Raw genomic sequence first — 25209 nt, 5'->3', positions numbered from 1 at the left:
CGCAGGCCGTCATGATCCGCGGAACACCCCCTGGCCGTAAAGCGGTCAGGCGTCGTTGCGCAGGACGAGAATCGCGATGTCGTCGCGCGGCTCCTCGACGGAGAAGTTGATCGTCGTCGACCGGAGCCGCGCGGCCATCACGTCCGCCGGGTAGCCGGCCAGCGGCGTCGCCGCCTGCCGCAGCCGGTCGGTGCCGAACAGCTCGCGGCCGCGGCGGCGCTCGGTCACGCCGTCGGTGTAGAAGATGAGCGAGTCGCCGGGCCCGAGGGCGACCGCGACATCGGGTGACGAGATGCTCTCGAGCAGGCCCAGGGCCGTGCCGCCCTCGCCCACGAAGGCGGTCCGGCCGTCGGCGTGCACGAGCACCGCGCGGTCGTGGCCGGCCAGGTGCAGGCGGACGCGCAGGTCGGCGCCGTCGCGGGTCACCGAGGCCATCGCCAGCGTGCAGTACCGTCCGCCGCCGCGCTGGACCAGCGTGCGGTTGACCCGGCAGAGGATCTCGGTCATCGGCTTGCCGTCGTCGACCAGGATGCGGATCACGTCGCGGACCAGGCCCGTCACGGTGGCGGCCTGCACGCCCTTGCCGGAGACGTCGCCGACCACCACGACCCAGCCGTCGCCGGTCGGGACCACGTCGTAGAAGTCGCCGCCGACCTCGGAGCCGGTGGGTACGTACTCCGCGGCGAAGCCCACGCCGTCGACGTGCGGCAGGGCCGGCGGGAGCAGCGAGGCCTGCAGGGTCCGGGCGACCTTGTGCCGCTCGTCGTGGATGCGGGCGTTGTCGATCGCCAGGGCGGCGCGGCGGGCCACGTCCTCCAGGACCGCGACCTCGTCCACGTCGTGCCGGTGCCGCACGTGGCGGCCGACGGCCAGGGTGCCGAGGCGCTGGCCCCGGGCGACCAGGGGCACCGCGAAGCCCTCGGACGGCGTACCGAACATGACCTGCTGGCCGAGCCGGGACGCCTCCTCCAGCCGGGCCAGGATCGAATCGGGGCCGGTCTCCGACAGCGTGCCGTAGAGCTGGGACACCGCGGACTCGTCGGCGTGGGTGGCCGCGGCGAGCTGCAGCCGGCCCCACGAGTCGGTGGTGTGCACCGCGCACCACTGGCCCAGCCGCGGAACCACCAGCTGCGGGATCAGCGCCATCGTCAGGTTCACGTCGAGGGACTGGGCGAGGAGCTCGCTGGCCTCGGCGAGGAACGTCAGCCACGTCTGCCGGCGCAGGTCCGTACGCCGCAGCCGGTCGTTCTCCAGGTGCAGCGACAGCCGTTCGGCGACCAGCGTGGCGAGCGGCAGCGCGTAGCCCTCCGGGGAGGCGTCCAGCTCCAGCTCACCCGCGTACGGCCGCTGCACGGACAGCGGCACCCGGATCGTGGCCGCGTTGTCGCGCGGGGGGCGGCCGTGCCGGGCGAGCAGTTGGCGCCCGCCGCCGTCGCCGCGGTCCAGCCGCAGGACCCCGCCCGTCGCGCCGGTGAGCCGGGCCAGCCGGGCGATCAGGTCGGAGGCGAACTCGGCAAGCGTCTCCTCGGTGGGCCGCTCGGCGTCGCTCTGCAGCAGCGCGGTCAGCTCGCCGACGGTCGGAGCGGCGTCACCTTCCAGCAGAGGCAGCACGGCGGGGGAAGCAGTGGCCGGCTTGCTCTCGAGCCGGAACCACACGCCCTTGCCGGTGCCCTCGTGCACCGTGCCCCAGCGGCTCGCGAAGTGGTCGACGAGCAGGAGCCCGCGACCACGCTCCGCTACCTCGCCGATCTCCGTCTTGTCGTTGCGGGGGCCGACCGCGAGCTCCTCGACCGGGCCCGGTGCGAAGTCGGTGACCGTGACGGTCAGCCCGCCCGGGTCGGCGGCGACCTCCATGTCGAGCTCGGTGCCGGCGTGCACCACGGCGTTCGTGGACAGCTCGGTGGTCAGCAGCAACGCCTCGTTGATCAGCTCGTCCAGGCCGGTCTCCTCCAGCACCGAGCGGACGAGCGCGCGGGCGGCGGCGGGCGTACGCCGGTCGTTGGGCAGCCGGACGCGGCGCACCAGCGCGCCCGTCGTGCGTCCCGTCTCCACCGACACGAGTGCATCCTCTCCTGCCGACCGGTGGTTGCACAAAGCCACATCTCGCAATGACCCGGCCGGGCGAGGGATGATGGGACGCCCTGCCCTGGACAGCGAGTGAGGACAGCATGACGACGGCGAAAGAGGCCGGCCCCGGCGTGGCCGAGGAGACCGTGCTGCTCGGCGAGCTGGCGGAGGCGCTGCGCCGGGTGCGACACGGTGACCTGAAGGTCCGCCTGGCGCGCCGGAGCGGGTCGTTCGGCGAGCTCGTGGACGCGTTCAACGAGGTGGTGACGCTGCAGGAGCGGCAGAACCTGGACGTACGGCGGATCAGCCGTACGGTCGGCCGCGAGGGCCGGCTCACCGAGCGCCTGGACGACGAGGGGCTGGACGGGGCGTGGTCCGACAGCGTCCGCTCGGTCAACTCCCTGATCGACGACCTGGCCCGGCCGACCACCGAGATCAGCCGGGTCATCGTCGCGGTGGCCGAGGGCGACCTCTCCCAGCACATGGCGCTGGAGATGGACGGGCGCCCGCTGCGGGGCGAGTTCCTCCGGATCGGCCGTACGGTGAACACGATGGTGGACCAGCTGTCGTCGTTCGCCAGCGAGGTCACCCGGGTGGCGCGGGAGGTGGGCACCGAGGGCGAGCTGGGCGGCCAGGCGGACGTCCGGGGCGTGGCCGGCACGTGGAAGGACCTCACCGACTCCGTCAACACGATGGCCTCCAACCTGACCCACCAGGTGCGCTCGATCTCCCAGGTGGCGACGGCGATGGCCCGCGGTGACCTGTCGCAGAAGATCACGGTGTCGGCCCGCGGCGAGGTGGCCGAGCTGGCGGACACGATGAACGGCGTGACCGACACGCTGCGCCTCTTCGCCGAGCAGGTCACGCGGGTGGCGCGCGAGGTCGGCACCGAGGGCAAGCTGGGCGGCCAGGCCGACGTGCCGAACGTCGCCGGCACCTGGAAGGACCTCACCGACTCGGTGAACTCGATGGCGTCCAACCTGACGAGCCAGGTCCGCAACATCGCCCAGGTCTCGACCGCGGTGGCGAAGGGCGACCTGTCGCAGAAGATCACGGTGGCGGCGCAGGGCGAGATCCTCGAGCTCAAGGACACCGTGAACACGATGGTGGACCAGCTGTCGTCGTTCGCCGACGAGGTCACCCGGGTGGCCCGCGAGGTGGGCACCGAGGGCCGGCTCGGCGGTCAGGCGCAGGTCCGCGGCGTCTCCGGCACCTGGCGCGACCTGACCGAGAACGTCAACCAGCTCGCCGCCAACCTCACCGATCAGGTCCGCAACATCTCCCAGGTGTCCACCGCGGTGGCCAAGGGCGACCTGTCGCAGAAGATCACGGTCGACGCCCGCGGCGAGATCGCGCAGCTCAAGAACACGATGAACACGATGGTGGACCAGCTGTCGTCGTTCGCCGACGAGGTCACCCGGGTGGCCCGCGAGGTGGGTTCCGAGGGCAAGCTCGGCGGTCAGGCCCAGGTCAAGGGCGTCTCGGGGACGTGGCGCGACCTGACCGACAACGTCAACTACATGGCGTCCAACCTGACGAGCCAGGTGCGCAACATCGCCTCGGTCACCACCGCGGTGGCGAAGGGCGACCTGTCGCAGAAGATCACGGTCGACGCCCGCGGCGAGATCCTGGAGCTGAAGTCGACGGTCAACACGATGGTGGACCAGCTGTCGTCGTTCGCCGACGAGGTCACGCGCGTGGCCCGCGAGGTGGGCACCGAGGGCAAGCTCGGCGGCCAGGCCCAGGTACGCGGCGTCGCCGGCACCTGGCGCGACCTCACCGACAACGTCAACTCGATGGCCTCCAACCTGACCGCCCAGGTCCGCAACATCGCGCAGGTCTCGACCGCGGTCGCCCGCGGTGACCTGTCGCAGAAGATCACGGTCGATGCGCAGGGCGAGATCCTGGAGCTGAAGTCGACCGTGAACACCATGGTCGACCAGCTGTCGTCGTTCGCCGACGAGGTCACGCGCGTGGCCCGCGAGGTGGGCTCGGAGGGCAAGCTCGGCGGTCAGGCGCAGGTGCCCGGCGTGGCCGGCACGTGGCGCGACCTCACCGACAACGTGAACTACATGGCGTCCAACCTGACCGCCCAGGTCCGCAACATCGCCTCGGTCACCACCGCGGTGGCCAAGGGTGACCTGTCGCAGAAGATCACGGTCGACGCCCGTGGCGAGATCCTCGAGCTCAAGGACACCGTCAACACGATGGTCGACCAGCTGTCCTCGTTCGCCAACGAGGTCACCCGGGTCGGCCGCGAGGTCGGCATCGAGGGCAAGCTCGGCGGTCAGGCCCAGGTCAAGGGCGTCTCGGGTACGTGGCGTGACCTCACCGACAACGTCAACCAGCTCGCCTCCACGCTGACCACCCAGCTGCGCGCGATCGCCGAGGTGTCCACCGCGGTGACCCGGGGTGACCTGACGCAGAGCATCGCCGTCGAGGCCCAGGGCGAGGTCGCGGAGCTCAAGGACAACATCAACCAGATGATCGTGACCCTGCGCGAGACCACCAAGGCGAACGCCGAACAGGGCTGGCTGGACTCCAACCTCGCCCGCATCGGCGGCCTGCTGCAGGGCCAGCGCGACCTCGGCGAGGTCTGCCGCATGATCATGACCGAGGTGACGCCGCTGGTGGAGGCCCAGCTCGGCGCCTTCTTCCTGATGGACAACGAGGAAGCGGTCATGCGCCTGCGGCTGGCGGCCTCGTACGGGTACGTCGCCCGCACCAACGAGGTCACGTTCGGGCCCGGCGAGGGACTGGTCGGGCAGGCGGCGGTCTCCCGGCGCACGATCCGGGTGCGCGCCACCCACGACGGCGTGCTGACCATGCGGTCCGGCCTCATGTCGATGCCGCCCAACGACCTCGTCGTGCTGCCGGTGCTGTTCGAGGGCGAGATGCTCGGCGTGATCGAGTTCGCGTCGGTCGCCGCGTTCTCCGGGCTGCACCTGACGTTCCTCGAGCGCCTGGTGGCGACCATCGGGATCGCGCTCAACACCATTCAGGCCAACCGGCGTACGGAGGAACTGCTCGCCCAGTCGCAGCGGCTGGCCCGGGAGATGCAGGACCAGTCGGCGGAGCTCCAGCGGACGAACGCCGAGCTGGAGGACAAGGCGCAGCTGCTCAGCGAGCAGAAGGGCAACATCGAGGTCAAGAACCGCGAGATCGAACTGGCCCGCCTCGGCCTGGAGGAGAAGGCGCAGCAGCTGTCGCGGGCGTCGGCGTACAAGACGGAGTTCCTGGCCAACATGAGCCACGAGCTGCGGACGCCGCTCAACTCGCTGTTGCTGCTGGCGCGCCTGCTCGCGGAGAACCCGGAGAAGAACCTCAGCGAGAAGCAGATCGAATTCGCCCGTACGATCCACAGCGCCGGCTCGGACCTGCTCTCGCTGATCGACGACATCCTGGACCTCAGCAAGATCGAGGCGGGGCGGATGGACGTCGAGCCGGACCAGGTGGACTTCGAGGAGATCCGCTCGTACGTCGAGCAGGCGTTCACCCCGCAGGCCGAGGACAAGGACCTCGACTTCCGGGTCGACGTCTCGCCCGACCTGCCCGACACGATCGTCACGGACACCCAGCGTCTGCAGCAGATCCTGCGCAACCTGCTCTCGAACGCGGTCAAGTTCACCGACCGCGGCTCGGTCACTCTGAGCATCTTCCCGGTGGAGCCGGGCACCGACTTCGACCTGCCGTCGCTGACGTCGGCGGAGCTGGTGGTGGCGTTCGCGGTCAGCGACACCGGCATCGGCATCTCCGACGAGAAGCTCAACCTCATCTTCGAGGCGTTCCAGCAGGCCGACGGCACGACCAGCCGCAAGTACGGCGGCACCGGCCTGGGCCTGTCGATCAGCCGGGAGTTCGCCGCGCTGCTCGGCGGCACGATCGTGGTGTCGTCCGCCCCCGGCGACGGTTCCACCTTCACCCTGTACGTGCCCGACGTGCTGGTGCGCGACACCATCCCGATGCCCGCGCTGCCGCAGGTCGCGGCGGAGCAGAGCGGGCCGCCCCGGACCTCGTCCGTGTCGTCGCTGGACATGCCGTTGCTCGCCCCGCCCGCCGAGGCGGAGTCGCACACGGTCACCCCGGCCAGCCGGCAGCTCGACGGTGCCACCGTGCTGATCATCGACGACGACGTCCGCAACGTGTTCGCCCTGACCAGCGCCCTGGAGATGCACGGGCTGAACGTGCTCTACTCCGACAACGGCGTGGACGGCGTACGGCTGCTAGCCGAGCACCCCGAGGTCGACATCGTGCTGATGGACGCGATGATGCCGGACCAGGACGGGTACGAGACGACCCGGGGGATCCGCCGCAATCAGCGCTTCCGCGACCTACCGGTAGTGTTCCTGACGGCGAAGGCGATGCCCGGTGACCGCGAGTCGGCCCTGGCCGCGGGTGCCAGTGACTACATCACCAAGCCCGTCGACCTGGACCAGCTCATCGAGCTGATGGCTCGCTGGGTCAACGCGTCCGAGACTTCGGGGACGGAGAGTGAGCGTGGCTGAGCGCGCCAAGGCTCTGCTGGTCGACGACCGGCGCGACAACCTGGTCGCGCTGGAGGCGATCCTGCAGGGGCTGCCCGTGCAGGCGGTGGCGGTGGAGAGCGGCGAGGCGGCGCTGAAGCAGCTGCTCGTCGACGACTTCGCCGTGATCCTGCTGGACGCGCAGATGCCGAACATGGACGGCTTCGAGACGGCGAGCCACATCAAGCGCCGCGAGCGGACCCGGCACGTGCCGATCCTCTTCCTCACCGCCGCCGACCGGGACGCCCAGCTCGCCCTGCGCGGGTATGCGGTCGGCGCGGTGGACTACCTCACGAAGCCGTTCGACCCGTGGGTGCTGCGCGCCAAGGTGTCCATCTTCGTCGAGCTGTGGACCAAGACGCAGCAGCTCAAGGCCCAGGCGGAGGCGGCCCGGGAGCGCGACGCGCAGTGGCAGCGGCTCACCGACCTGGTGGACGAGGCGGCCCGCTCGCTGCGCGCCGGCGGCGAGGGAGCGGCGGCGGAGGCGCTGGAGCTGCTCGAGAAGGCCCGCTGGGGCACCTGAGTCATCGGAACACCCGGTCGCGTAGGACGGGCACCGCGTTGAGCACACGCAGCGCCGCCTTGCTCGCCGAGAAGGCCAACGGATTCGCCACCAGCCCCTGTCGCTGGGCCTGAACGGACGCCTTCACCGCGGCGAAGCCGTACGCCCGCATCTCCTGCTCGTAAGCCGCGATCGCGGCGACGGGAGCCATGCCGCTGGTGAGGTTGCGGCACAGCAGCTCCGCGTCGCGCAACGCGGTGTTCGCCCCGATGCCCCGGGACGGCGGCATGCTGTGGATCGCGTCGCCCAGCACGGTCACCCGGCCGGCCGGCCAGGGCGGCACCGGGACCGACGTCTTGATGGTGAAGCCGGAGACCTCGCTCGCCGCGTCGACGAGGTGGCGCAGCCGAGGATGCCAGCGGGCCGTGAGCTCCCGCGCCAGGGAGTGCAGCCGGTCGGGGACCAGATCGCCGATGCCGCCGGCCGGCAGGCTCTCGCGCCGGGCGCTGAGACCCCACACCAGGTAGTCCTCGTGGGTGGCGACGAAGAGGTTCCGTCCGCCCGGCGCCAGCACCAGGCCGGGCCCGTCGGCGAACGCGGACGGCAGCAGCTCCGCCGGTGGGCCGTGCGGCACCACCCGGCCGGTGATGCCGTCGACCCCGGTGTCGACGCGCCCGGCGTGCGGCAGCAGCTGTGCGCGGGTAGGGGAGTGCGTGCCCTCGGCGCCGACCAGGATCGTGCCGGCGGTGGCCGAGCCGTCGGCGAAGCGGGCGGTCACGTCGTCGCCCTGCTCGAAGCCCGCGAGCTCCCGGCCGAACCGCACCCGGTCGTCGAGCCCGGACAGGAGGATCTCCCGCAGCCGGTACCGGTTGATCGAGCGGTGACCGGAGTCGGCGCCGGCCGGCGCGATCTCGACGGCCAGCAGCTCGCGGAGGCGCTCGTCGACGAAGGCGAAGGTGCGTGGCGGTCGCCCGCAGGCTGCCTCGTAGTCGGCGACTTGCCGCGGCGGAAGGCAGGATCGCAGCGCGCGGTCGCCGTCCCGGTCGATGTGGATCCGGTATCCGGCGGCGAACGCGTCCGGGCTCGCCGCCCGTTCGAAGACCTCGACGTCGACGCCCGCCCGGTGCAGGCCGTGCGCGAGGTAGAGCCCGCCGATGCCCGCACCGGCGATGAGAACCCGCATGATGAACCTCCCCGGAGGATTTAGCTAAGTACTTTAGCTAAATAATTTAGGAGAGTCAAGCGTGAGCGTGCAGGACGACCTCGGCCGGCAGATGGGCGGTCGCTTCAGCACCGCGATCGTGCAGTTCCATGCGGCGGTGGCGGAACGGGTCGGTCTCAACGTCTCCGACTACAAATGCGCGGAGATCATCCGGCGGCTCGGCCCCATCAACCCGGCCCGCCTGGCCGCGGCCACCGGCATGTCCACGGCGGCCACCGCCCAGGTGGTCAACCGGCTCGAGAAGGCGGGCCTCGCCGAGCGCCGGCCCGACCCCGGCGACGGGCGCCGTACGCTCGTCCACCCGGTCGAGCAGGGCACCGCGCAGGAGGAACTCGGACGGATCTTCGCCGGGTTCGGCGCGCGGATGGCCGCGGTCATGGAGGCCTACGACGAGGAGCAGATGCGAACCCTGCTGGACTTCGTCAGCCGTACGACCGAGGTGCTCGAAGCCGAGGCGGTGACCCTCCGGCGGCGGTGACCGGGGGCGTCAGGCGGTGGAGGAGATCATCAGGGCCGTACGCAGCCCGGTGATGTCGAGCACGCGCATGAGGAAGTCGCCCACGTTGGCCAGCGACAGCACCGCGCGGGCGTGCTGGGCCTTGCGGCTCAGGACGACGAGGGTGCCGAGGCCCTGCGAGTCGCAGAACGTGACCCCGGCCATGTCGAGCACGATGCGCGCAGGCAGCTCGGACTCCTGCAGCACCTCGTTCACCATCGCGGACAGCTTCGCCACGGTGAGCACGTCGATCTCACCGGCGAGGTGGAAGACGACCTCGTCGGTGGCGCGCTCAATCGCGATGGACAGCTCCGGTCGCTCCACCCGGCCACCCTATCGCGGGCTGCCGAATGTTGCCTGTTGAGCATGGTTTGGCCTGCGGTCGCGAGGTGACCTGAACAACCCGGTGCGGGGCTGGGCGGACGATCCGCGCGGGACGCTGACAGAATGGGATTCGCCGTGACCACCTCATACCGCGCCGGCACTCCGTACCCGGAGGACGCACCGGCTTCCCAGGCCCTTTTCGACCGCGCCCAGGCCATCGTGCCGGGCGGGGTCAATTCACCCGTGCGTGCGTTCCGGGCCGTCGGCGGCGTGCCGCGGTTCATGGCCCGGGGCGCCGGTCCGTGGATGGTCGACGCCGACGGGCGCCGCTACGTGGACCTGGTCTGCTCGTGGGGTCCGCTGATCCACGGGCAGGCGCATCCGGCGATCATCGCCGCCGTGCAGTCCGCCGCCGCCCACGGCACCAGCTTCGGCACGCCCACCGAGGGCGAGGTGGAGCTGGCCGAGGAGATCGTCCGGCGCACCCCCGTGGAGCAGGTACGCCTGGTCAACTCGGGCACCGAGGCGACGATGACGGCGATCCGCCTGGCCCGCGGCTACACCGGCCGCTCCAAGATCGTGAAGTTCGCCGGCTGCTATCACGGCCACGTCGACGCGCTGCTCGCCGCGGCCGGTTCCGGCGTCGCCACGCTGGGGCTGCCCGATTCGCCCGGCGTCACGGGCGCGGCGGCGAGCGAGACGATCGTGCTGCCGTACAACGACGCGGCCGCGGTCGAGGCGGTCTTCGCCGGGCAGGACGACATCGCCGCGATCATCACCGAGGCCGCCGCCGGCAACATGGGCGTGGTCGCCCCGCGCGACGGCTTCAACCAGCGGCTGGCCGAGATCGCCCACGCGAACGGCGCGCTGCTCATCGTCGACGAGGTGATGACCGGCTTCCGGGTCTCCGCGGGCGGCTGGGCCGGGCTCGAGCCGGTCGACGCCGACCTGTTCACGTACGGCAAGGTCATGGGCGGCGGCCTGCCCGCGGCGGCGTTCGGCGGCCGCACGGAGATCATGTCGCGCCTGGCCCCGGCCGGCCCGGTGTACCAGGCCGGCACGCTCTCGGGTAACCCGCTCGCCTGTGCGGCCGGCCTGGCCAGCCTGCGCCTGGCGGACGAGGCGGCCTACAAACGCCTCGACGAGGTGTCGGCCACCGTGGGTGCGCTCGCCTCGGACGCGCTGAACACCGCGGGCGTCGCGCACCGGCTCTCGTACGCGGGCAACATGTTCTCGATCTTCTTCACCGACGCGGACGTCCGCGACTACGCCACGGCGAAGACGCAGGACAGCGCGGCGTTCAAGGCGTTCTTCCACGCGATGCTCGCCCGCGGGGTCTACCTGCCGCCGAGCGCTTTCGAGTCGTGGTTCGTGTCGACCGCCCTCGACGACGACGCCCTGGAGACCATCGGTGCGGCGCTGCCGGCTGCGGCTCGCGCCGCCGCGGCAGCGGGGAGCACCCCATGAGCGAACCCACCAGGACCACCGTGCACGTGCTGCGGCACGGCGAGGTGTACAACCCGGGCAAGATCCTGTACGGCCGCCTGCCCGACTTCCACCTCTCCGAGCTGGGCCGGCAGATGGCGAAGGCGGCGGCGGAGCACCTCGCCGAGCGCGACGTGACGTACGTGGTGGCCAGCCCTCTGGAGCGCGCACAGGAGACCGCCGAGCCGTTCGCCGAGCAGTTCAAGCTGGAGACGGCGACCGACACCCGGCTGATCGAGAGCGCCAACTTCTTCGAGGGCAAGAAGGTGTCGGTCGGCGACGGCGCCTTCAGCAACCCGCGCAACTGGTGGGTGCTGCGTGACCCGATCACGCCGAGCTGGGGCGAGGCATACCTGGTGATCGCCCACCGGATGTTCGCCGCGGTCCAGGCCGCCCGGGTCGCCGCGGAGGGGCACGAGGCGGTCTGCGTCTCGCACCAGCTTCCGATCTGGACGCTGCGCCGGCACATCGAGAACAAGCGCCTCTGGCACGATCCCCGCAAGCGGCAGTGCGGGCTGGCGAGCCTGACCTCGTTCCGCTTCGAGGGCTCGAAGGTGGTCGGCATCGACTACGCCGAGCCCGCAGCCGCGCTGGTCGCGATGTCGCCCGGCGCCAGGACCGCTAAAGGGGCATGACGAAGTGAGCCGAGCGCAGCGAGGGTCGCGACGGCAGGCTGTCAAGCAGCACAGCTTGACCGTGCGCCGGCTCGCCGCTGTCGTCCTCACCGCCGCCGTCGCGGCCGGTGCCCTGACCGGGTGCGGCAGCGAGAGCTGGGAGAAGAAGTGCACGACGAACGCGGACAACGTCATCGAGTGCACGCCTGACCAGCGCCCGCAGGCCCGCGAGGTGACCGGCGAGCTGCTCGGCGGCGGCACGTACGACGTCGCGCAGGACCGCGGCAAGGTCGTGGTGGTCAACTTCTGGGGCTCCTGGTGCAACCCGTGCCGGGCCGAGGCGGACGACCTCGAGGGCACGTACCAGGCGACCAAGGCGAAGAACGTGACGTTCATCGGGGTGAACTCGCGGGACGACCGGGACGCCGCGAAGGCCTTCGAGCGCGGGCGGGTCACGTACCCGAGCATCTTCGACCCGAATGGCAGCGTGGCGCTGAAGTTCGACGTGACGCAGGTGAGCACCCCGGCCACGCTGATCCTGGACCGGCAGGGCCGGATCGCGGCTGCCATCCGGGGCGCCACCACGATCGGCATCCTCAAGCCCGTCGTCGAACGCATCGCAGCGGAAGCGACCGGCTGATGGGCGAATCATTTGCCAACACCGCCAGCACCGGGCCGCTGATCCTGGCGATCGCGGCTGCCGCGGTGGCCGGTCTGGTCAGCTTCCTCTCGCCCTGCGTACTGCCGCTGATCCCCGGCTACCTCTCGTACGTGACGGGTCTGGCCGGCTCCGACCTGGACGCCGCGGAACGGGCCCGCACCAAGGGCCGCATCCTGGCCGGCACCAGCCTCTTCGTGCTCGGCTTCGCAGTCGTGTTCACGCTGATGGCGACGCTGGTCGCCAACATCGGCATCACCCTGCAGACCCACCGGCAGACCCTGAACATCGTGCTCGGCGTGCTGGTCATCGTGCTCGGCATCGCCTTCCTCGGTCTGATCCCCGGCCTGCAGCGGGAGATCCGCATCAGCAAGCTGCCCAACGCCGGGCTGATCGGGGCGCCCGTGTTCGGCGCGCTCTTCGCGCTGTCCTGGATCCCGTGCGTCGGCCCCACGCTCGGGGCGGTGCTCGGGCTCGCCACGACCGCCGGGGAGACCGACCGGGCGGTGACGCTGGCGCTGGCGTACAGCCTGGGGCTGGGGGTGCCGTTCGTGCTGTTCGGGCTCTTCTTCCGGCGCCTGCTCGGGGTCTTCAAGGCGGTACGCCGCAACAGCCGCTGGGTCACCCGTATCGGCGGCGCGCTGCTCATCGTCGTCGGGATCACGCTCGTCACCGGCGGCTGGGACAGCTTCCTCATCTGGCTGCAGACGACGTTCACGTTCGACGGAACGCTGCTGTGACCGTCGTGGAGGAACGTCCCGCCCCCGCGGCCTCGCCGCCGCCGCGCCGGCCCAACCGCGCGTGGGCGCTGCTGCGCAACTCGTGGCGGCAGCTGACGAGCATGCGTACGGCTCTGGTGCTGCTGTTCCTGCTCGCCGTCGCCGCGATCCCCGGGTCGGTGCTGCCGCAGCGCGCCCTCAACGCCGAGAAGGTCAGCGGCTACTACCAGGCCCATCCGAAGCTCGCCCCGATCCTGGACCGCGTCGGCGGCTTCGAGGTGTACGCGTCCCCCTGGTTCGCCGCGATCTACCTGCTGCTGTTCACGTCGCTGATCGGTTGCGTGGTGCCGCGGCTCGTGGATCACGTCCGCGCGCTGCGCACCGTACCCCCGGATGCGCCGCGCCGGTTGGAACGCCTGCCGCAGCATGCCGCCGGGGAGGAACGGTCCGATGATCCGGCCGCCGCTGCGGCCGCTGCCGCCGCGGCGCTGCGCAAGCGCCGCTTCCGCACGATCGTGCGCGAGGGCGACGGCGGTGCGTGGACGGTCGCGGCGGAGAAGGGCTATCTCAAGGAGAGCGGCAACCTGCTCTTCCACCTGGCGCTGCTCGCGGTGCTGGTCGGCGTGGGCTTCGGGCACTGGTACGGCTGGCACGGCAACCGTCTCCTCGTGCAGGGCGCCGACCAGGGCTTCTGCAACTCCGTCACGCAGTACGACGAGTCCACGCTCGGCCCCCGGATCGACGCCTCCGATCTGCCGTTCTTCTGCCTGCGGCTGGACGACTTCCAGGCGGCGTTCCAGCCCACCGGGCAGCCGAAGACCTTCGAGGCCACCGTGGACGTCCAGGCGAAGCAGGACGGACCGTGGCAGCGGAAACGCTTCACGGTCAACGATCCGCTGCGGCTGCCGCAGGCCAACGTCCACCTGCTCGGCCACGGCTACGCGGTGATCCTGCGCTACACCGACCGGTACGGCGAGCAGCAGACGAAGATCCTGCCGTTCCTGCCCCGCGACGGGATGTTCACCAGCGAGGGCGTCGCCCAGTTCCCGGACGTCAACATCGACCCGAAGACCAACAAGCGCGACGAGAACCTGCAGGTCGGCTTCGAGGGCGTGTACCTGCCCACGGTCGATCCCCAGGGCGGCCCGACCTCGGTGTTCCCGGCCGAGAACGACCCGACGCTGTTCCTGACGGCGTACCGGGGCAACCTCGGCGTCGACGCGGGCCTGCCCGGCTCGGTGTACGCGCTGGACCGCGGCCAGATCGCGACCGGCAGGCTGAAACAGGTCAGCGGCGTCCGCCCGCAGCGGCTCACCCCGGGCCAGACGTGGAAGCTCGACGACGGTACGAAGCTCGAGTTCCTGGGTACGCGGCCGTTCGCCACGCTGTCGGTGCGCTACGACCCCACCCAGCCGCTCGTGCTCGGCGGCGCGGTGCTGGGGCTGCTCGGTCTGATGCTGTCGCTGGGCGGGCATCGGCGGCGGCTGTGGTTCCGGATCACGCCCCGAGAGGGGTCCGGTAGCGTGGTGGAGGCCGGTGGGCTGCCCCGCACCGACTACCCGGGCTTCGGCGAGGAGTTCCAGCAGGTCGTGGGCGCCGCACGCGGCGATGAGGGAGGGACGCCCTGATGGCGGAGTTGTCCAACCAGTTGATGGCTGTCACGGTGCTGGCGTACCTGGCCGCGATGGTCTGCTACGCGGCGGAGTACGCGTTCGGCGACCGCAGCCACATCGGCCGCGCCGCGGCCCGGCCCGCCCGGGAACTCGTCGGCGCGGGCGCTCCCGTGCCGCCCGCCGCTCCCGGTGAGCCGGACGTGCTCGCTTCCGCCCCCGATGAGGCGGACGAACCCACTTCGTCCGCGGGCACGCCGGAGGCCCCGCGCCGGGACCGCGGCGAGCTGCTCGGACGCATCGCCGTCGGGCTGAACGGGCTCGCCTTCGCCCTGCACCTCGGCACGGTCGTGACCCGCGGCGTCGCGGCGCACCGCATGCCGTGGGGCAACATGTACGAGTTCATCCTCGCCGTGACGCTGGTCGGCTCCGCGGTCTGGCTGGGCGTGCTCACCCGCCGCCCCGCCGTCCGCCACCTCGGCCTGTTCGCCGCGCTGGCGCTCGTGGTGCTGCTCGGCGCGGCCGGCCTGATCGCGTACACCCCGGTCGGCCCGCTCGTCCCGGCGCTCAACTCGTACTGGTACGTCATCCACGTCAGCACGATCATCATCGCCAGCGGCATCCTGCTGATCGGCGCGGTCCCGGCCGCCATGTTCCTCATCCGCACCGGGTACGACGAGGGCAGGCGCTCGTTCCCGTACACGCTCGGCGCCAAGGTCCCCGCGGCGGCCACGCTGGAACGACTCACGTTCCGCCTGCACGCCTTCGCCTTCCCGCTCTTCACGTTCGGCGCGCTGATCGCCGGGCCGCTGTGGGCGGAAGCCTCCTGGGGCCGCTACTGGGGCTGGGACCCCAAGGAGGTGTGGGCGTTCATCTCCTGGGTCGTCTACGCCTGCTACCTGCACGCCCGAGCCACCCCGAGCGTCAAGCGCACGACGGCGACCTGGATCGCCCTGCTCGGCTTCGCGACAATGCTGATGAACCTGTTCGGCGTGAACCTCTTCTTCGAGGGCCTGCACTCGTACGCCAACGCCGGCGGCATGTAGGAACCGGCCTCACGCCTCCGCCGCGGCGGTGACCTCCCGGGTCGCCGGGGCAGCGGCCAGGGAGGTGAGCAGGGCCAGGCGGTCGGCGTCCTCGGTGCCCGGTTCGGGGTGGTAGACCACCAGCACCATCCCGTCGGTGCCGTCCACGTCCAGCTTCGACATGCCCAGCGACAGCTCGCCCACCAGCGGGTGTTTCATCCGGACCGGCTGCCCCCGCATCGGGCGGACGTCGTGGCGGGCCCATTCCTGGCGGAAGACGTCGCTGGCGAGGGAGAGTTCGCCCACGAGCTGCACGGCCCGCGGGTCGTCGGCGTCCGAGCCGAGCCGCCGGCGGAACGCGGCCACGCATTCCCGTACGGTGGCCGCCCAGTCCAGGTGCAGCTCCTGCTCGGCCGGGTCGAGGAAGAGCGACCGGAGCCGGTTCTCGCCGACCCGTACGTTGGGGGTCAGCGCGGTCGCCGCCGGGTTGGTGGCGAGCACGGTGAAGTATTTGTCCGCGGCGAACGCCGGCAGCCCGATCGTGGCCAGGAGCTGGGCGGTCGCCGGCGGCACGGTCTGGCGGCGGGGCCGGCGGGCGCGGGCCCGGGGGCGGGGCGCCACCAGCTGCAGCAGGTACGCGAGCGCGGTGTCGTCCAGCCGCAGCACCCGGGCGAGCGCCTCCAGGACCTGCACCGACGGGTTGCGGTCGCGGCCCTGCTCGAGCCGGAGGTAGTACTCGGCGCTGATCCCGGCGAGCATGGCCACCTCTTCGCGGCGCAGGCCGGCCACCCGGCGCATGCCGCGTACGGGCAGGCCGACATCCTCCGGCGTCACCAGCTTGCGGCGCGCCCGGAGGTAGTCCCCGAGCCGGTTGTCGTCCTGCACCCGTCCCACGGTAGCCGCGGCCGGTGGCAGGTTCCTGTCCCTGTCACTACCAGTATCAACGGGGATCTGGGCGGCCCCGACGGGAGCCGGGAGGGTGGCCGCATGACTGATTCCTCTTCCCTTCCCGGCGGCACCTGGACGATGGGCGACCTGACCGTCACCCGCTTCGGGTACGGCGCCATGCAGCTCGCCGGGCCCGGGGTCATGGGGCCGCCCGCCGACCACGACGGCGCTCTGGCCGTGCTGCGTGAGGCCGTCGAGCTCGGCATCACCCACATCGACACCAGCGACGCGTACGGGCCGCACGTCACGAACCGGCTGATCCGGGAGGCGCTGCACCCGTACCCGGAATCGCTGCACCTCGTCACGAAGGTCGGCGCGGTCCGCGACTCTCAGGGCGGCTGGCCCCCGGCCCGGACGCCGGACGACGTACGCCGAGCCGTACGCGACAACCTCGAGGCCCTGGGTGTGGACGCGCTCGACCTCGTCAACCTGCGGCTGGGCGACGCGACGGGACCCCGGCCGGGCTCGCTCGCGGAACCGTTCGAGGCGCTGGTGGAGCTGCAGCGGCAGGGGCTGATCCGGCACCTCGGGGTGAGCAACGCCACGGTGGAGCAGGTCGCCGAGGCGCAGAGCATCGCGCCGATCGTGTGCGTGCAGAACCTCTACAACCTCGCGTACCGGCAGGACGACGAGCTGATCGACCGGCTCGCCGCCGAGGGCATCGCGTACGTGCCGTTCTTCCCGCTCGGCGGCTTCAGCCCGCTGCAGTCCGCGGCGCTCTCGGCCGTGGCGGCGCGGCTTGACGCCTCGCCGATGTCCGTCGCGCTGGCGTGGCTGCTGCAGCGGTCACCGAACATCCTGCTCATCCCCGGCACCTCGAAGGTGGCCCACCTGCGGCAGAACGTCGCGGGCGCGGGACTCGTGCTGTCCGGCGACGACCTCGCCGAGCTGGACAAGATCGGGCGCTAGCAGTCGCCGGCGGTCCACGTGTCGTAGTGGGTGATCCAGTCGAGGCAGAAGCCGCCCGTACGCTCTCGGGCGGCGCCGCCGGTCAGCGTGTCGACGTCCTCCCGCCAGTACCGGGCCGGGCCACGGTCGGCGGGACGCAGCTGCACGTTGTCGACGGTCACCGGCGGGACTTTGAGGCGGGCGGGCCGGCCGGAGTCGACGTGCACCTCGACGTACTGCTCGACGTACGCGCTCGAGCCAATCGGCAGCTTCTGGGCGGTGAGCAGGTTCCAGCGGTTGTTCCACCACAGCCACGCCTGCCACACGTTGTCGGAGTCCGTGTGGATGTCCAGCCACACCCGGTCGCCCGGCCGCAGCTGGTACTGGTCGTAGAACTGCCAGGAGTTCGTGTTGGTGTTGAACGTGTAGACGCGCTGGCGCGCCTGGCCGGCCCAGCCGGTCTCGGCCCAGCCCGCCTCCAGCCAGGCGATGCGACCGTTGCCCAGGTCCCGCTTCACCATGAAACGGCTGGCGACGAAGTCGTACGTGTTGCGCCGTACCGCGCTGTCGACGACGGAGAGGCGGCCGAAGACGCCGCTCCACTCGTTGCCCGTGCCGGCGCCCAGGTGGTGGTAGCCGCTCGGGGTGTTGCGGACGGCGTCCATCCGTACGCCGGACTCCAGCACCCGTGCCGCGGCCCGGCACGCCTTCGGGGCCGAGTTCCCCGCCGGGCGGATCGGCGCCTTGGTGGACGCCCGGCCCGGCTTGCACTCGGGGAGGCGGTGGCTGGGCTGGGAGGCCGCGGGCGCCGCCACCCCCAGCGCGCCGGCCAGACCCGCCAGGGCGCACCACCGTGCCACGAACCGGAACCTCACGCCGCCCACCCCGTCCCCCGAGCCGTACGCAAACCGAACCGCAGACTCCAACGCCGGGAAAGATCGTCCGGTGACGGGTGACAGACTGGATGCATGGCTGCGAAGTTCCCGTACCACGACCTGCAGAGCTTCATCACGGCCCTGGAGAAGGCCGGCGAGCTGCGCCGGGTGCGCGTACCGGTCGATCCGACCCTGGAGATCAGCGAGATCGTGACCCGGACTGTCCGGGCGGGCGGCCCGGCCCTGCTCTTCGAGCGACCGACCCGCGGCGAGATGCCGGTCGTCGTCAACCTGTTCGGTACGGAGAAGCGCATGGCGATGGCCCTCGGCGTGGATTCGCTGGACGAGGTGGGCGACCGCATCGGCGAGCTCATCAAGCCGGAGCTGCCGGTCGGCTGGTCGGGTATCCGCGAGGGCCTGGGCAAGGTGCTGCAGCTCAAGTCGGTGCCGCCGCGCAAGGTGAAGTCGGCGCCCTGCCAGGAGGTCGTGCTCAAGGGCGACGAGGTGGACCTGGACCGGCTGCCCGGCCTGCAGGTGTGGCCCGGCGACGGCGGCATCTTCCACAACTTCGGGCTGACCCACACCAAGCACCCGGAGACCGGCAAGCGCAACCTGGGCCTCTACCGGCTGCAGCAGCACTCGAAGAACACGCTGGGCATGCACTGGCAGATCCACAAGGATTCGACCGCCCACCACGCGGTCGCCGAGCGGCGCGGCGAACGGCTGCCCGTGGCCGTCGCGATCGGGTGTGACCCGGTCGTCAGCTACGCGGCCAGCGCGCCCCTGCCCGGCGACATCGACGAGTACATGTTCGCCGGTTTCCTGCGCGGCGAGCGCGTCGAGATGGTCGACTGCCTCACCGTGCCGCTGCAGGTGCCGGCGCAGGCGCAGATCATCCTCGAGGGCTACCTCGAACCGGGGGAGCGCGCGCCGGAGGGACCCTTCGGCGACCACACCGGCTTCTACACGCCGGTCGAGCCGTTCCCGGTGCTGCACATCGAGTGCATGACGATGCGCAAGCAGCCCGTCTACCACTCGATCATCACCTCGAAGCCGCCGCAGGAGGACCACGGGCTGGGCAAGGCCACCGAGCGGATCTTCCTGCCGCTGCTCAAGATGTTGATCCCGGACATCGTCGACTACGACATGCCGGCCGCCGGGGTGTTCCACAACTGCGTCATCGTCTCGATCCGCAAGCGCTACCCGAAGCACGCCCAGAAGATCATGAACGCGATCTGGGGCGCGCACCTGATGTCGCTGTCGAAGCTGATCGTCGTGGTGGACGAGGACTGCGACGTGCACGACTACCACGAGGTCGCGTTCCGGGCGTTCGGCAACGTCGACTACGACCGCGACCTGCTCGTCACCCAGGGCCCGGTGGACCACCTCGATCACGCCTCCTACCAGCAGTTCTGGGGCGGCAAGGCGGGCCTCGACGCGACCCGTAAGCTGCCCGCCGAGGGCTACACCCGCGGCTGGCCGGAGGAGATGACCATGTCCGGCGAGGTCACCGCCCTCGTGGACAAGCGCTGGAAGGAATACGGCATATGACGGCGGTGGCCCCCGCGCCGGAGCAACCCGGCAAGGTCAAGGCGTTCCTGCGGCTGGTGGCCATCGAGCACTCGGTCTTCGCGCTGCCGTTCGCGTACCTGTCGGCCGCCGTCGCGATGGACCGTGAGGGCACCGGCGTGCACTGGCTCGACCTGCTGCTCGTCACCGTCGCGATGGTCGCCGGCCGGACGTTCGCCATGGCGGCCAACCGCATCCTCGACCGGCGGATCGACGCGCAGAACCCCCGGACGCAGAACCGGGAGCTGGTCACCGGCGCGGTGAGCGTACGCACGGCGTGGACCGGAGCGATCGTCTCGCTGGCCGTGCTCTTCCTCGCCGCCGGGCTGCTCAACCCGCTGTGCCTGCTGCTGTCGCCACTCGCGGTGATCCCGCTGGTCGTCTACCCGTACGCGAAGCGCTTCACGAACTTCCCGCACTACGTCCTCGCGCTGGCGCAGGCGGTGGCCCCGGTCGGGGCGTGGCTCGCGATCACCGGCACGTTCGACGGCTCCGGGCCGGCCTGGCTGCTCGGCGTCGCGGTGGGCCTCTGGATCGGCGGCTTCGACATCATCTACGCCTGCCAGGACGTCGAGGTCGACCGCCGGATCGGCGTGCACTCCACCCCGGCACGCTTCGGGGTCGGTACGGCGCTGCACATCTCCACCGTGACGCACGTCGTGACCTTCGCGCTCTTCGTCTGGTTCGGCGAGGTCGTCGGGCTGGGCTGGCTGTGGTGGATCGGGCTGGCACTGACCGCGGCGGCGTTCGCGTACCAGCACATCGTGGTCACGCCGACCGACCTGTCCAAGGTCAACCGGGCGTTCTTCACGGCGAACGGCTTCGTCGGGATCGCGCTGTTCCTCTTCGCGCTGCTCGATCTCGTCCTGCTGTGATCGGGCATGCTGGAAGCATGCGCACCCCGTGGATCATCGGTGTCTCAGGAGCCTCCGGCACCCCGTACGCCCGGGCGGTGATCGGCGCGCTGCTCGACGCCGGCGAGGCCGTGGACCTGGTGATCTCGCGGGCCGCGCGGCTGACGCTGCTCGACGAGACCGGGGCGACCGTCCGCGACGCGCACTGGAAGGACGACGTCGGCGCCTGGCTGGGCCGCGACCTCGGCGACGCGGACCTCGTGTACTGGCCCGCCGGTGATCTCGCGGCGGGACCGAGCAGCGGCTCGTACCCGGCCCGCGGTATGGCCGTCGTGCCCGCGAGCACGGCCGCGTGCGCGGGCATCGCCATCGGCCTGTCCAAGGATCTGCTGCAGCGCGCCGCCGAGGTCACCCTCAAGGAGCGCCGCCGTACGGTCGTCGTGCCGCGCGAGACCCCGGTGACCCGCAGCCACCTCGAGCACCTGATCGCGTTGCACGACGCCGGGGCGGTGGTCCTCCCCGCCTCGCCCGGCTTCTATGGCGCGGGGGCGGACGCCACCGCCCAGCAGCTCGTCGACTTCGTCGCCGGCAAGGTGCTGGACGGGCTCGGCGTGCCCCACGACCTGTTCACGAGGTGGCGGGGCGAACTCGGAGGCGCTCAGCGCAACCCGTTGGGCGGGCCGTAGCCGGATCCGGGGTTCGACGGCCCGGCGTTGCGTGGCCGGTTCGCCGCGTCATCCTCGCGCATCTCCTCGACCACGCCGTCGCCCTCGAGCAGCGCCCGCACCTCCGACTCGCGGAATCGGCGGTGTCCACCCGGAGTACGGATGCTGCCGATGCGTCCGGCGGCCGCCCATCGCGTGACGGTTTTGGGGTCGACCCGGAACAGCGCGGCAACCTCCCCGGGCGTCAGCAGTCGGTCTCCAGTGTCCACGGCCCTCTCCCTGCGTCGTTGTGGAGCGCCGGCGGTCACTGTGCGTGTTCGGCGTGCTCGATCGGGACGTACAGCCATTAGAGCATCGGGAAAAACAGCAAGTCGCTGAAATGCGGAAAAAGCCCTGATTGCGACGATGACCATTATCCTTGTGCGCTCGGGCGCTCCCGGCCCGCTACCGGGCGTGAACCACCCGGACGGGCCGCACTAACCTCTGAAGCCATGGACGCCATCGACCTGCGCCTCATCGACCTGCTGCGCGACAACGCCCGTTCGTCGTACGCCGAGCTCGCCCGCCAGGTGGGCCTGTCCGCCCCGGCCGTGCACGAGCGGGTCGGCAAGCTCGAGGCGGCGGGGACGGTCCGCGGCTACCGGGCCGAGGTCGAACCCGAGGCGATCGGGCTGGGCGTCACCGCGCTCATCGGCATCATCGAGGACTCCGGCGCCGACACCGACGACGTGCTCGCCGCGCTGCGGGTCATGCCCGAGATCGAGTCCTGCTACTTCATGGCCGGCGTCGAGTCGTACCAGCTCACCGTCCGGGTCGGCACGATCGCCGAGCTCGAGCAGCTGATCGTCCGGATCAACCGGACACCCGGCGTCGCCTCCACCCGGACGGCGATCGCGCTCTCCACGAAATGGGAGAACCGGCCCCAGCCCGGCCGCGACCCGGCGGTAGGTTGATCAGGGTGCATCTCGAGCGCTGTGACCCGGCCCGCCGGCAGTGGGTGAGCGACGCCATCTCGCTCGTGGAGGCCGACGCCAACCGCTCGGCCGACACCCACCTGCTGCCGTTCCCGCTCCCGCCGTCCTGGGGCATCGACCTCTACCTCAAGGACGAGTCGTCACACCCCACCGGGTCGCTCAAGCACCGCCTGGCACGCTCCCTTTTCCTGTACGCCCTCTGCAACGGCTGGATCGGCCCGGACACCCCGGTCGTCGAGGCGTCCTCCGGCTCCACCGCGGTCAGCGAGGCGTACTTCGCCCGGATGCTCGGGCTGGAGTTCATCGCGGTCATGCCGGCGAGCACGTCGCCCGAGAAGATTTCGCTGATCGAGTTCCAGGGCGGCAAGTGTCACCTCGTCGACGACCCGACGACCGTGGTGGCGGCGGCCCGTACGCTCGCGGCCGGCCTCGGCGGGCACTTCATGGACCAGTTCACCCACGCCGAGCGGGCCACCGACTGGCGCGGCAACAACAACATCGCCGAGTCGATCTACGCGCAGCTGGGGCTGGAACGGCACCCGCTGCCGGCCTGGATCGTGGTCGGCGCGGGCACCGGCGGCACCAGCGCCACGATCGGCCGGTACGCCCGCTACCGGCGGTTCCCCACGCGGCTGTGCGTCGTCGACCCGGAAGGATCGGCGTTCTGGTCCGCGTACGTGAACCAGGACTGGACCATCCTGACCGGCCGCGGCTCGCGCATCGAGGGCATCGGCCGGCCCCGGGTCGAGCCGTCGTTCCAGCCCGCGGTCGTGGACCGCATGATCCCGGTGCCCGACGCCGCGTCGCTGGCGGCCATGCGGGCCGGCTCGGCCGTGCTGGGGCGCCGGGTCGGCGGATCCACGGGTACGAACCTGTGGGGCGCGTTCGCCCTGATAGCCGAAATGCGTGAGGCGGGCCGCACGGGCTCGGTGGTGACGCTCATCTGTGACGGCGGCGAGCGGTACGCCGACACCTACTACTCCGACCGGTGGGTCGCCGCGCAGGGCCTCTCCCTGGACGCGCCGCTGGCCTGCATCAATGCGTTCCTGGCCGGCGGGCCGTGGCGTCCGCCGCGGGAAGGGGGCGACGCGGGGGCGGACGACCTGCAAGGATGAGTCCCGTGCCCGACGGCGACGACGTGACCATCCCGCCCGCCCCGCCCGCCGGGCTCCCGACCCGGGCTGTCCCGTTCGTTCCCGCTCCGCGCGTCCCGCACCCGTGGGATTCCCTTCCTCCGGGGTTTCCGTCCCCGGTCCTTCCCGAGCCGCGGCGTGCCCTCGGCAAGGGTCTGCTGTTCGGCGGCTCCCTCGCCCTGATCGTCGCCCTGTTCCTCGGCGCCGGCGCGGTGTACGTCGCCAACCGCGATCCGCTCGACTCCCGCGCCGAGGCGGCCGCCGAGGACCGCCCGAAGCTGCCGCTCACGCCGTTCGAGCAGGTCAACGCGGCGCTCAAGACCCAGGCGGAGGCCCTGCTCCGCGGCGACGAGAAGGCCTGGCTCGCCGCTGTCGACCCCGGCAGGCGCAAGCTGCGCGACCGCTACCGCGCGATGTACCGGTCGCTGCGCCTGCTCGGCGTCAGCCACTTCGACTACCGGACGTACGTCCGCGACGTGCGCCCCGACAAGTCCGGCAGCCTCAAGATCGGCGCGGACGTCGCGTACTGCCTCGCCGGCGACACCTGCGTCAAGGAGAAGAGCACTGTCTCGGACGGACCGCCGTCCGTGGCGCTCGAGCTCACGGTCAAGCACGGCAAGGGCGGGTGGTTGATCACGTCGCTGGCACCCCGGAAGCCGACCGCCGACAAGTACCGCGCTCCCTGGGCCTCCGGCGAGCTCGTCACCACCGCCGGTAAGCGCGTCACCCTGATCGGCGCCCCGAGCGAGAAGAAGTACTTCCGGCGGCTCCTGCCGATCGCCGAGCACGCCGCCGTCGTCAACGACCGCTTCGCCGCCCTGGTCGGCAACCCGCAGCAGCGCTACCGCATCTACGTGGCCGGCGCCAAGCAGTGGAAGAGCTGGTACGGCGGCATCAGGGACAAGTGGATCGTCGCGTACGCCTTCCCCCGTAACGAGGCGGGCACCGACGTGGTCCTCAACATGGCCGAGCTGAAGGACGACAGGGAGTTCCTCGCCACCACGGTGCAGCACGAGCTCGGCCACGTCGTGACGGTCGGCAACCTGCACCGGCGCACCTGGGTCGAGAGCGACATGTGGCTCAAGGAGGGCATCGCCGAGTACATCGGCTGGTATCCCCGGCCGGCCACCGCGAGCTGGCGCCGCCCGGCGGTGCGCAACCTGGTCAACGGCAGCGGGCGCCCGAAGTCCATCGCGGTCGACCCGCTGAAGGCGCAGGCCCGCCTGCGCGACGGCGACGCCTTCTACGGCTTCGGCCACTTCTCGGCGGACTGCATGGCGAAGAAGTACGGCCAGCGCGCCCTGTTCACCTTCGTCCGCCTCCACCTGCGCGAGGACCGCGACCTGGACTCCGCCTCCGGCGAGGCATTCGGCAAGCCGTTCGCGGCGGTCGACAAGGCGTGCGTCGCGTACATCCGCGACCGCGCCTGACCTCCTACCCCTTCCGGACGGCCAGGCCGGGGTAGTCCCGCACGAAACCCTCGTCGTCGACGGTCAGGTCCGCGCTGAACGTCTCGTTCGCGTAGCGCACCTTCCCGTCGCCCAGCGCGGTGTAGATCTGGTCCGCCTGCACCACCTCCAGGCTGGGGAGCAGCACCCACGCCACGCTGACCCGGTGCGCCACCCCGGGCTCGGCCTTGAGCAGGCCCAGCCGCCGGATCGGCAGCGTGTTCGTCAGCGGTGAGCCGGTCAAGTCGACGTCGTACGCCCCCAGCAGCAGATCGGGGTCCTCCGCGCCGGGCAGCCCCGCACCGGCGTGCCCCGCGGCGGTCAGGGCGGCGTCCAGGTCGCCGTGCTCGGACGTCGTCGCCCGCCACGCCCCGCCTTCCGCCTGGAGCCGCAACGTACGCCCCCAGCCGGCCCCCTCGGCGCTCACCTCGACGGAGGTGGTCACCCACGAGTCATCGGTACGCACCTCGTACCGCGCCGTGTACGCGATCGGGTCCACGGCGAGCGCTGTGCCACGGGCGACCAGCCCCGCGCTCAGGTCGACCACGGCATGCTCGGCGCCGGTCGTGTCACGGCGCTCCCAGAACAGCGAGCCAGGCGGAACGGACAT

General features: G+C 71.4%; 23 protein-coding genes. 16 read left to right on the top strand and 7 right to left on the bottom strand.

Annotated elements, in window-relative coordinates:
- Positions 1-45: 45 nt before the first annotated feature.
- Positions 46-2058 (bottom strand): SpoIIE family protein phosphatase, encoded by a 2013-nt coding sequence (locus IT780_RS15905; protein WP_199512309.1) that lies wholly within the window; start codon positions 2056-2058, stop codon positions 46-48.
- Positions 2059-2168: 110 nt separating this feature from the next.
- Here IT780_RS15905 and IT780_RS15900 point away from each other — a divergent pair, with 110 nt between their 5' ends.
- Together IT780_RS15900 and IT780_RS15895 are read left to right on the top strand one after the other, a co-directional pair.
- Positions 2169-6572, top strand: coding sequence for a hybrid sensor histidine kinase/response regulator (locus IT780_RS15900; protein WP_199512308.1), 4404 nt, complete (start codon positions 2169-2171; stop codon positions 6570-6572).
- Positions 6565-7113 carry a response regulator gene (locus IT780_RS15895; RefSeq protein WP_199512307.1) on the top strand — a complete coding sequence of 183 codons (549 nt, stop codon included), beginning with the start codon at positions 6565-6567 and terminating at the stop codon, positions 7111-7113. Before IT780_RS15900 ends, IT780_RS15895 begins: the two co-directional genes overlap by 8 nt.
- Position 7114: 1 nt before the next feature.
- Here IT780_RS15895 and IT780_RS15890 read toward each other — a convergent pair whose 3' ends face one another.
- Entirely contained in the window at positions 7115-8275 is a 1161-nt protein-coding gene (locus IT780_RS15890) for an FAD-dependent oxidoreductase (protein WP_199512306.1), read from the bottom strand.
- 61 nt (positions 8276-8336) lie between these two features.
- On the opposite strand from IT780_RS15890, the gene IT780_RS15885 reads away from it, so the two are divergent.
- Entirely contained in the window at positions 8337-8792 is a 456-nt protein-coding gene (locus IT780_RS15885) for a MarR family winged helix-turn-helix transcriptional regulator (protein WP_199512305.1), read from the top strand.
- A 9-nt stretch (positions 8793-8801) separates the two neighbouring features.
- Here the strand turns inward: IT780_RS15885 and IT780_RS15880 are convergent, their stop codons facing one another.
- On the bottom strand, positions 8802-9134 hold the full coding sequence (locus tag IT780_RS15880) for an STAS domain-containing protein (RefSeq protein ID WP_199512304.1): 333 nt from the start codon (positions 9132-9134) through the stop codon (positions 8802-8804).
- A 123-nt stretch (positions 9135-9257) separates the two neighbouring features.
- Between IT780_RS15880 and hemL the strand changes: the two genes are divergently transcribed.
- The 6 genes from hemL to ccsB are packed head-to-tail and all read left to right on the top strand — an operon-like array spanning position 9258 to position 15266.
- Positions 9258-10601, top strand: coding sequence for a glutamate-1-semialdehyde 2,1-aminomutase (gene hemL / locus IT780_RS15875; RefSeq protein ID WP_199512303.1), 1344 nt, complete (start codon positions 9258-9260; stop codon positions 10599-10601).
- A complete protein-coding gene (locus IT780_RS15870) occupies positions 10598-11254 on the top strand; it encodes a histidine phosphatase family protein (RefSeq protein WP_199512302.1) in 657 nt (218 codons plus the stop codon). The genes hemL and IT780_RS15870 overlap by 4 nt, the downstream gene beginning before the upstream one ends.
- 55 nt (positions 11255-11309) lie before the next feature.
- Entirely contained in the window at positions 11310-11873 is a 564-nt protein-coding gene (locus IT780_RS15865) for a TlpA disulfide reductase family protein (protein ID WP_199512301.1), read from the top strand.
- Complete coding sequence (locus tag IT780_RS15860; RefSeq protein ID WP_199512300.1) at positions 11873-12631, top strand: cytochrome c biogenesis CcdA family protein; 759 nt, start codon at positions 11873-11875, stop codon at positions 12629-12631. The genes IT780_RS15865 and IT780_RS15860 overlap by 1 nt, the downstream gene beginning before the upstream one ends.
- Positions 12628-14238 (top strand): cytochrome c biogenesis protein ResB, encoded by a 1611-nt coding sequence (resB, locus tag IT780_RS15855; protein ID WP_199512299.1) that lies wholly within the window; start codon positions 12628-12630, stop codon positions 14236-14238. Before IT780_RS15860 ends, resB begins: the two co-directional genes overlap by 4 nt.
- Complete coding sequence (gene ccsB, locus IT780_RS15850; protein ID WP_199512298.1) at positions 14238-15266, top strand: c-type cytochrome biogenesis protein CcsB; 1029 nt, start codon at positions 14238-14240, stop codon at positions 15264-15266. The genes resB and ccsB overlap by 1 nt, the downstream gene beginning before the upstream one ends.
- A gap of 9 nt (positions 15267-15275) precedes the next feature.
- Here ccsB and IT780_RS15845 read toward each other — a convergent pair whose 3' ends face one another.
- Positions 15276-16130, bottom strand: a complete 855-nt coding sequence (locus IT780_RS15845) for a helix-turn-helix domain-containing protein (protein ID WP_307831209.1) — start codon at positions 16128-16130, stop codon at positions 15276-15278.
- Positions 16131-16232: 102 nt separating this feature from the next.
- Here IT780_RS15845 and IT780_RS15840 point away from each other — a divergent pair, with 102 nt between their 5' ends.
- Positions 16233-17102 carry an aldo/keto reductase family oxidoreductase gene (locus tag IT780_RS15840; RefSeq protein ID WP_199512297.1) on the top strand — a complete coding sequence of 290 codons (870 nt, stop codon included), beginning with the start codon at positions 16233-16235 and terminating at the stop codon, positions 17100-17102.
- On the opposite strand, the gene IT780_RS15835 is transcribed toward IT780_RS15840, so the two are convergent.
- Positions 17099-17956, bottom strand: coding sequence for a hypothetical protein (locus tag IT780_RS15835; protein ID WP_307831208.1), 858 nt, complete (start codon positions 17954-17956; stop codon positions 17099-17101). The two genes, IT780_RS15840 and IT780_RS15835, sit on opposite strands and share 4 nt — an antisense overlap.
- A 93-nt stretch (positions 17957-18049) precedes the next feature.
- On the opposite strand from IT780_RS15835, the gene IT780_RS15830 reads away from it, so the two are divergent.
- Genes IT780_RS15830 through IT780_RS15820 form a run of 3 tightly spaced genes read left to right on the top strand, consistent with a single transcriptional unit; the run spans position 18050 to position 21065 of the window.
- Positions 18050-19507, top strand: coding sequence for a menaquinone biosynthesis decarboxylase (locus IT780_RS15830; protein WP_199512296.1), 1458 nt, complete (start codon positions 18050-18052; stop codon positions 19505-19507).
- The gene (gene mqnP / locus IT780_RS15825; protein ID WP_199512295.1) at positions 19504-20400 is read left to right on the top strand and encodes a menaquinone biosynthesis prenyltransferase MqnP; all 897 of its coding nucleotides are present in this window, start codon (positions 19504-19506) and stop codon (positions 20398-20400) included. Before IT780_RS15830 ends, mqnP begins: the two co-directional genes overlap by 4 nt.
- Before the next feature lie 17 nt (positions 20401-20417).
- Positions 20418-21065 carry a UbiX family flavin prenyltransferase gene (locus IT780_RS15820; protein ID WP_199512294.1) on the top strand — a complete coding sequence of 216 codons (648 nt, stop codon included), beginning with the start codon at positions 20418-20420 and terminating at the stop codon, positions 21063-21065.
- Here the strand turns inward: IT780_RS15820 and IT780_RS15815 are convergent.
- Positions 21038-21313, bottom strand: a complete 276-nt coding sequence (locus IT780_RS15815; protein ID WP_199512293.1) for a BldC family transcriptional regulator — start codon at positions 21311-21313, stop codon at positions 21038-21040. The two genes, IT780_RS15820 and IT780_RS15815, sit on opposite strands and share 28 nt — an antisense overlap.
- A 222-nt stretch (positions 21314-21535) precedes the next feature.
- On the opposite strand from IT780_RS15815, the gene IT780_RS15810 reads away from it, so the two are divergent.
- From IT780_RS15810 to IT780_RS15800, 3 genes are read left to right on the top strand one after another with little or no spacing between them, the layout of a single operon-like run.
- Positions 21536-21997 carry an Lrp/AsnC family transcriptional regulator gene (locus tag IT780_RS15810; RefSeq protein WP_199512292.1) on the top strand — a complete coding sequence of 154 codons (462 nt, stop codon included), beginning with the start codon at positions 21536-21538 and terminating at the stop codon, positions 21995-21997.
- Entirely contained in the window at positions 21952-23133 is a 1182-nt protein-coding gene (gene cds1 / locus IT780_RS15805; protein ID WP_199512291.1) for an L-cysteine desulfhydrase Cds1, read from the top strand. The genes IT780_RS15810 and cds1 overlap by 46 nt, the downstream gene beginning before the upstream one ends.
- Before the next feature lie 5 nt (positions 23134-23138).
- The gene (locus tag IT780_RS15800) at positions 23139-24581 is read left to right on the top strand and encodes a hypothetical protein (RefSeq protein WP_199512290.1); all 1443 of its coding nucleotides are present in this window, start codon (positions 23139-23141) and stop codon (positions 24579-24581) included.
- A gap of 4 nt (positions 24582-24585) precedes the next feature.
- On the opposite strand, the gene IT780_RS15795 is transcribed toward IT780_RS15800, so the two are convergent.
- Positions 24586-25209, bottom strand: coding sequence for a putative glycolipid-binding domain-containing protein (locus IT780_RS15795; protein ID WP_199512289.1), 624 nt, complete (start codon positions 25207-25209; stop codon positions 24586-24588).

The organism is Nucisporomicrobium flavum, from assembly GCF_016464385.1.
Taxonomy (GTDB): Bacteria; Actinomycetota; Actinomycetes; order Mycobacteriales; family Micromonosporaceae; genus Actinoplanes; species Actinoplanes flavus_A.
The sequence above is the reverse complement of the archived record's forward strand: the minus strand, read 5'-3'. Positions and strand labels throughout refer to the sequence as shown.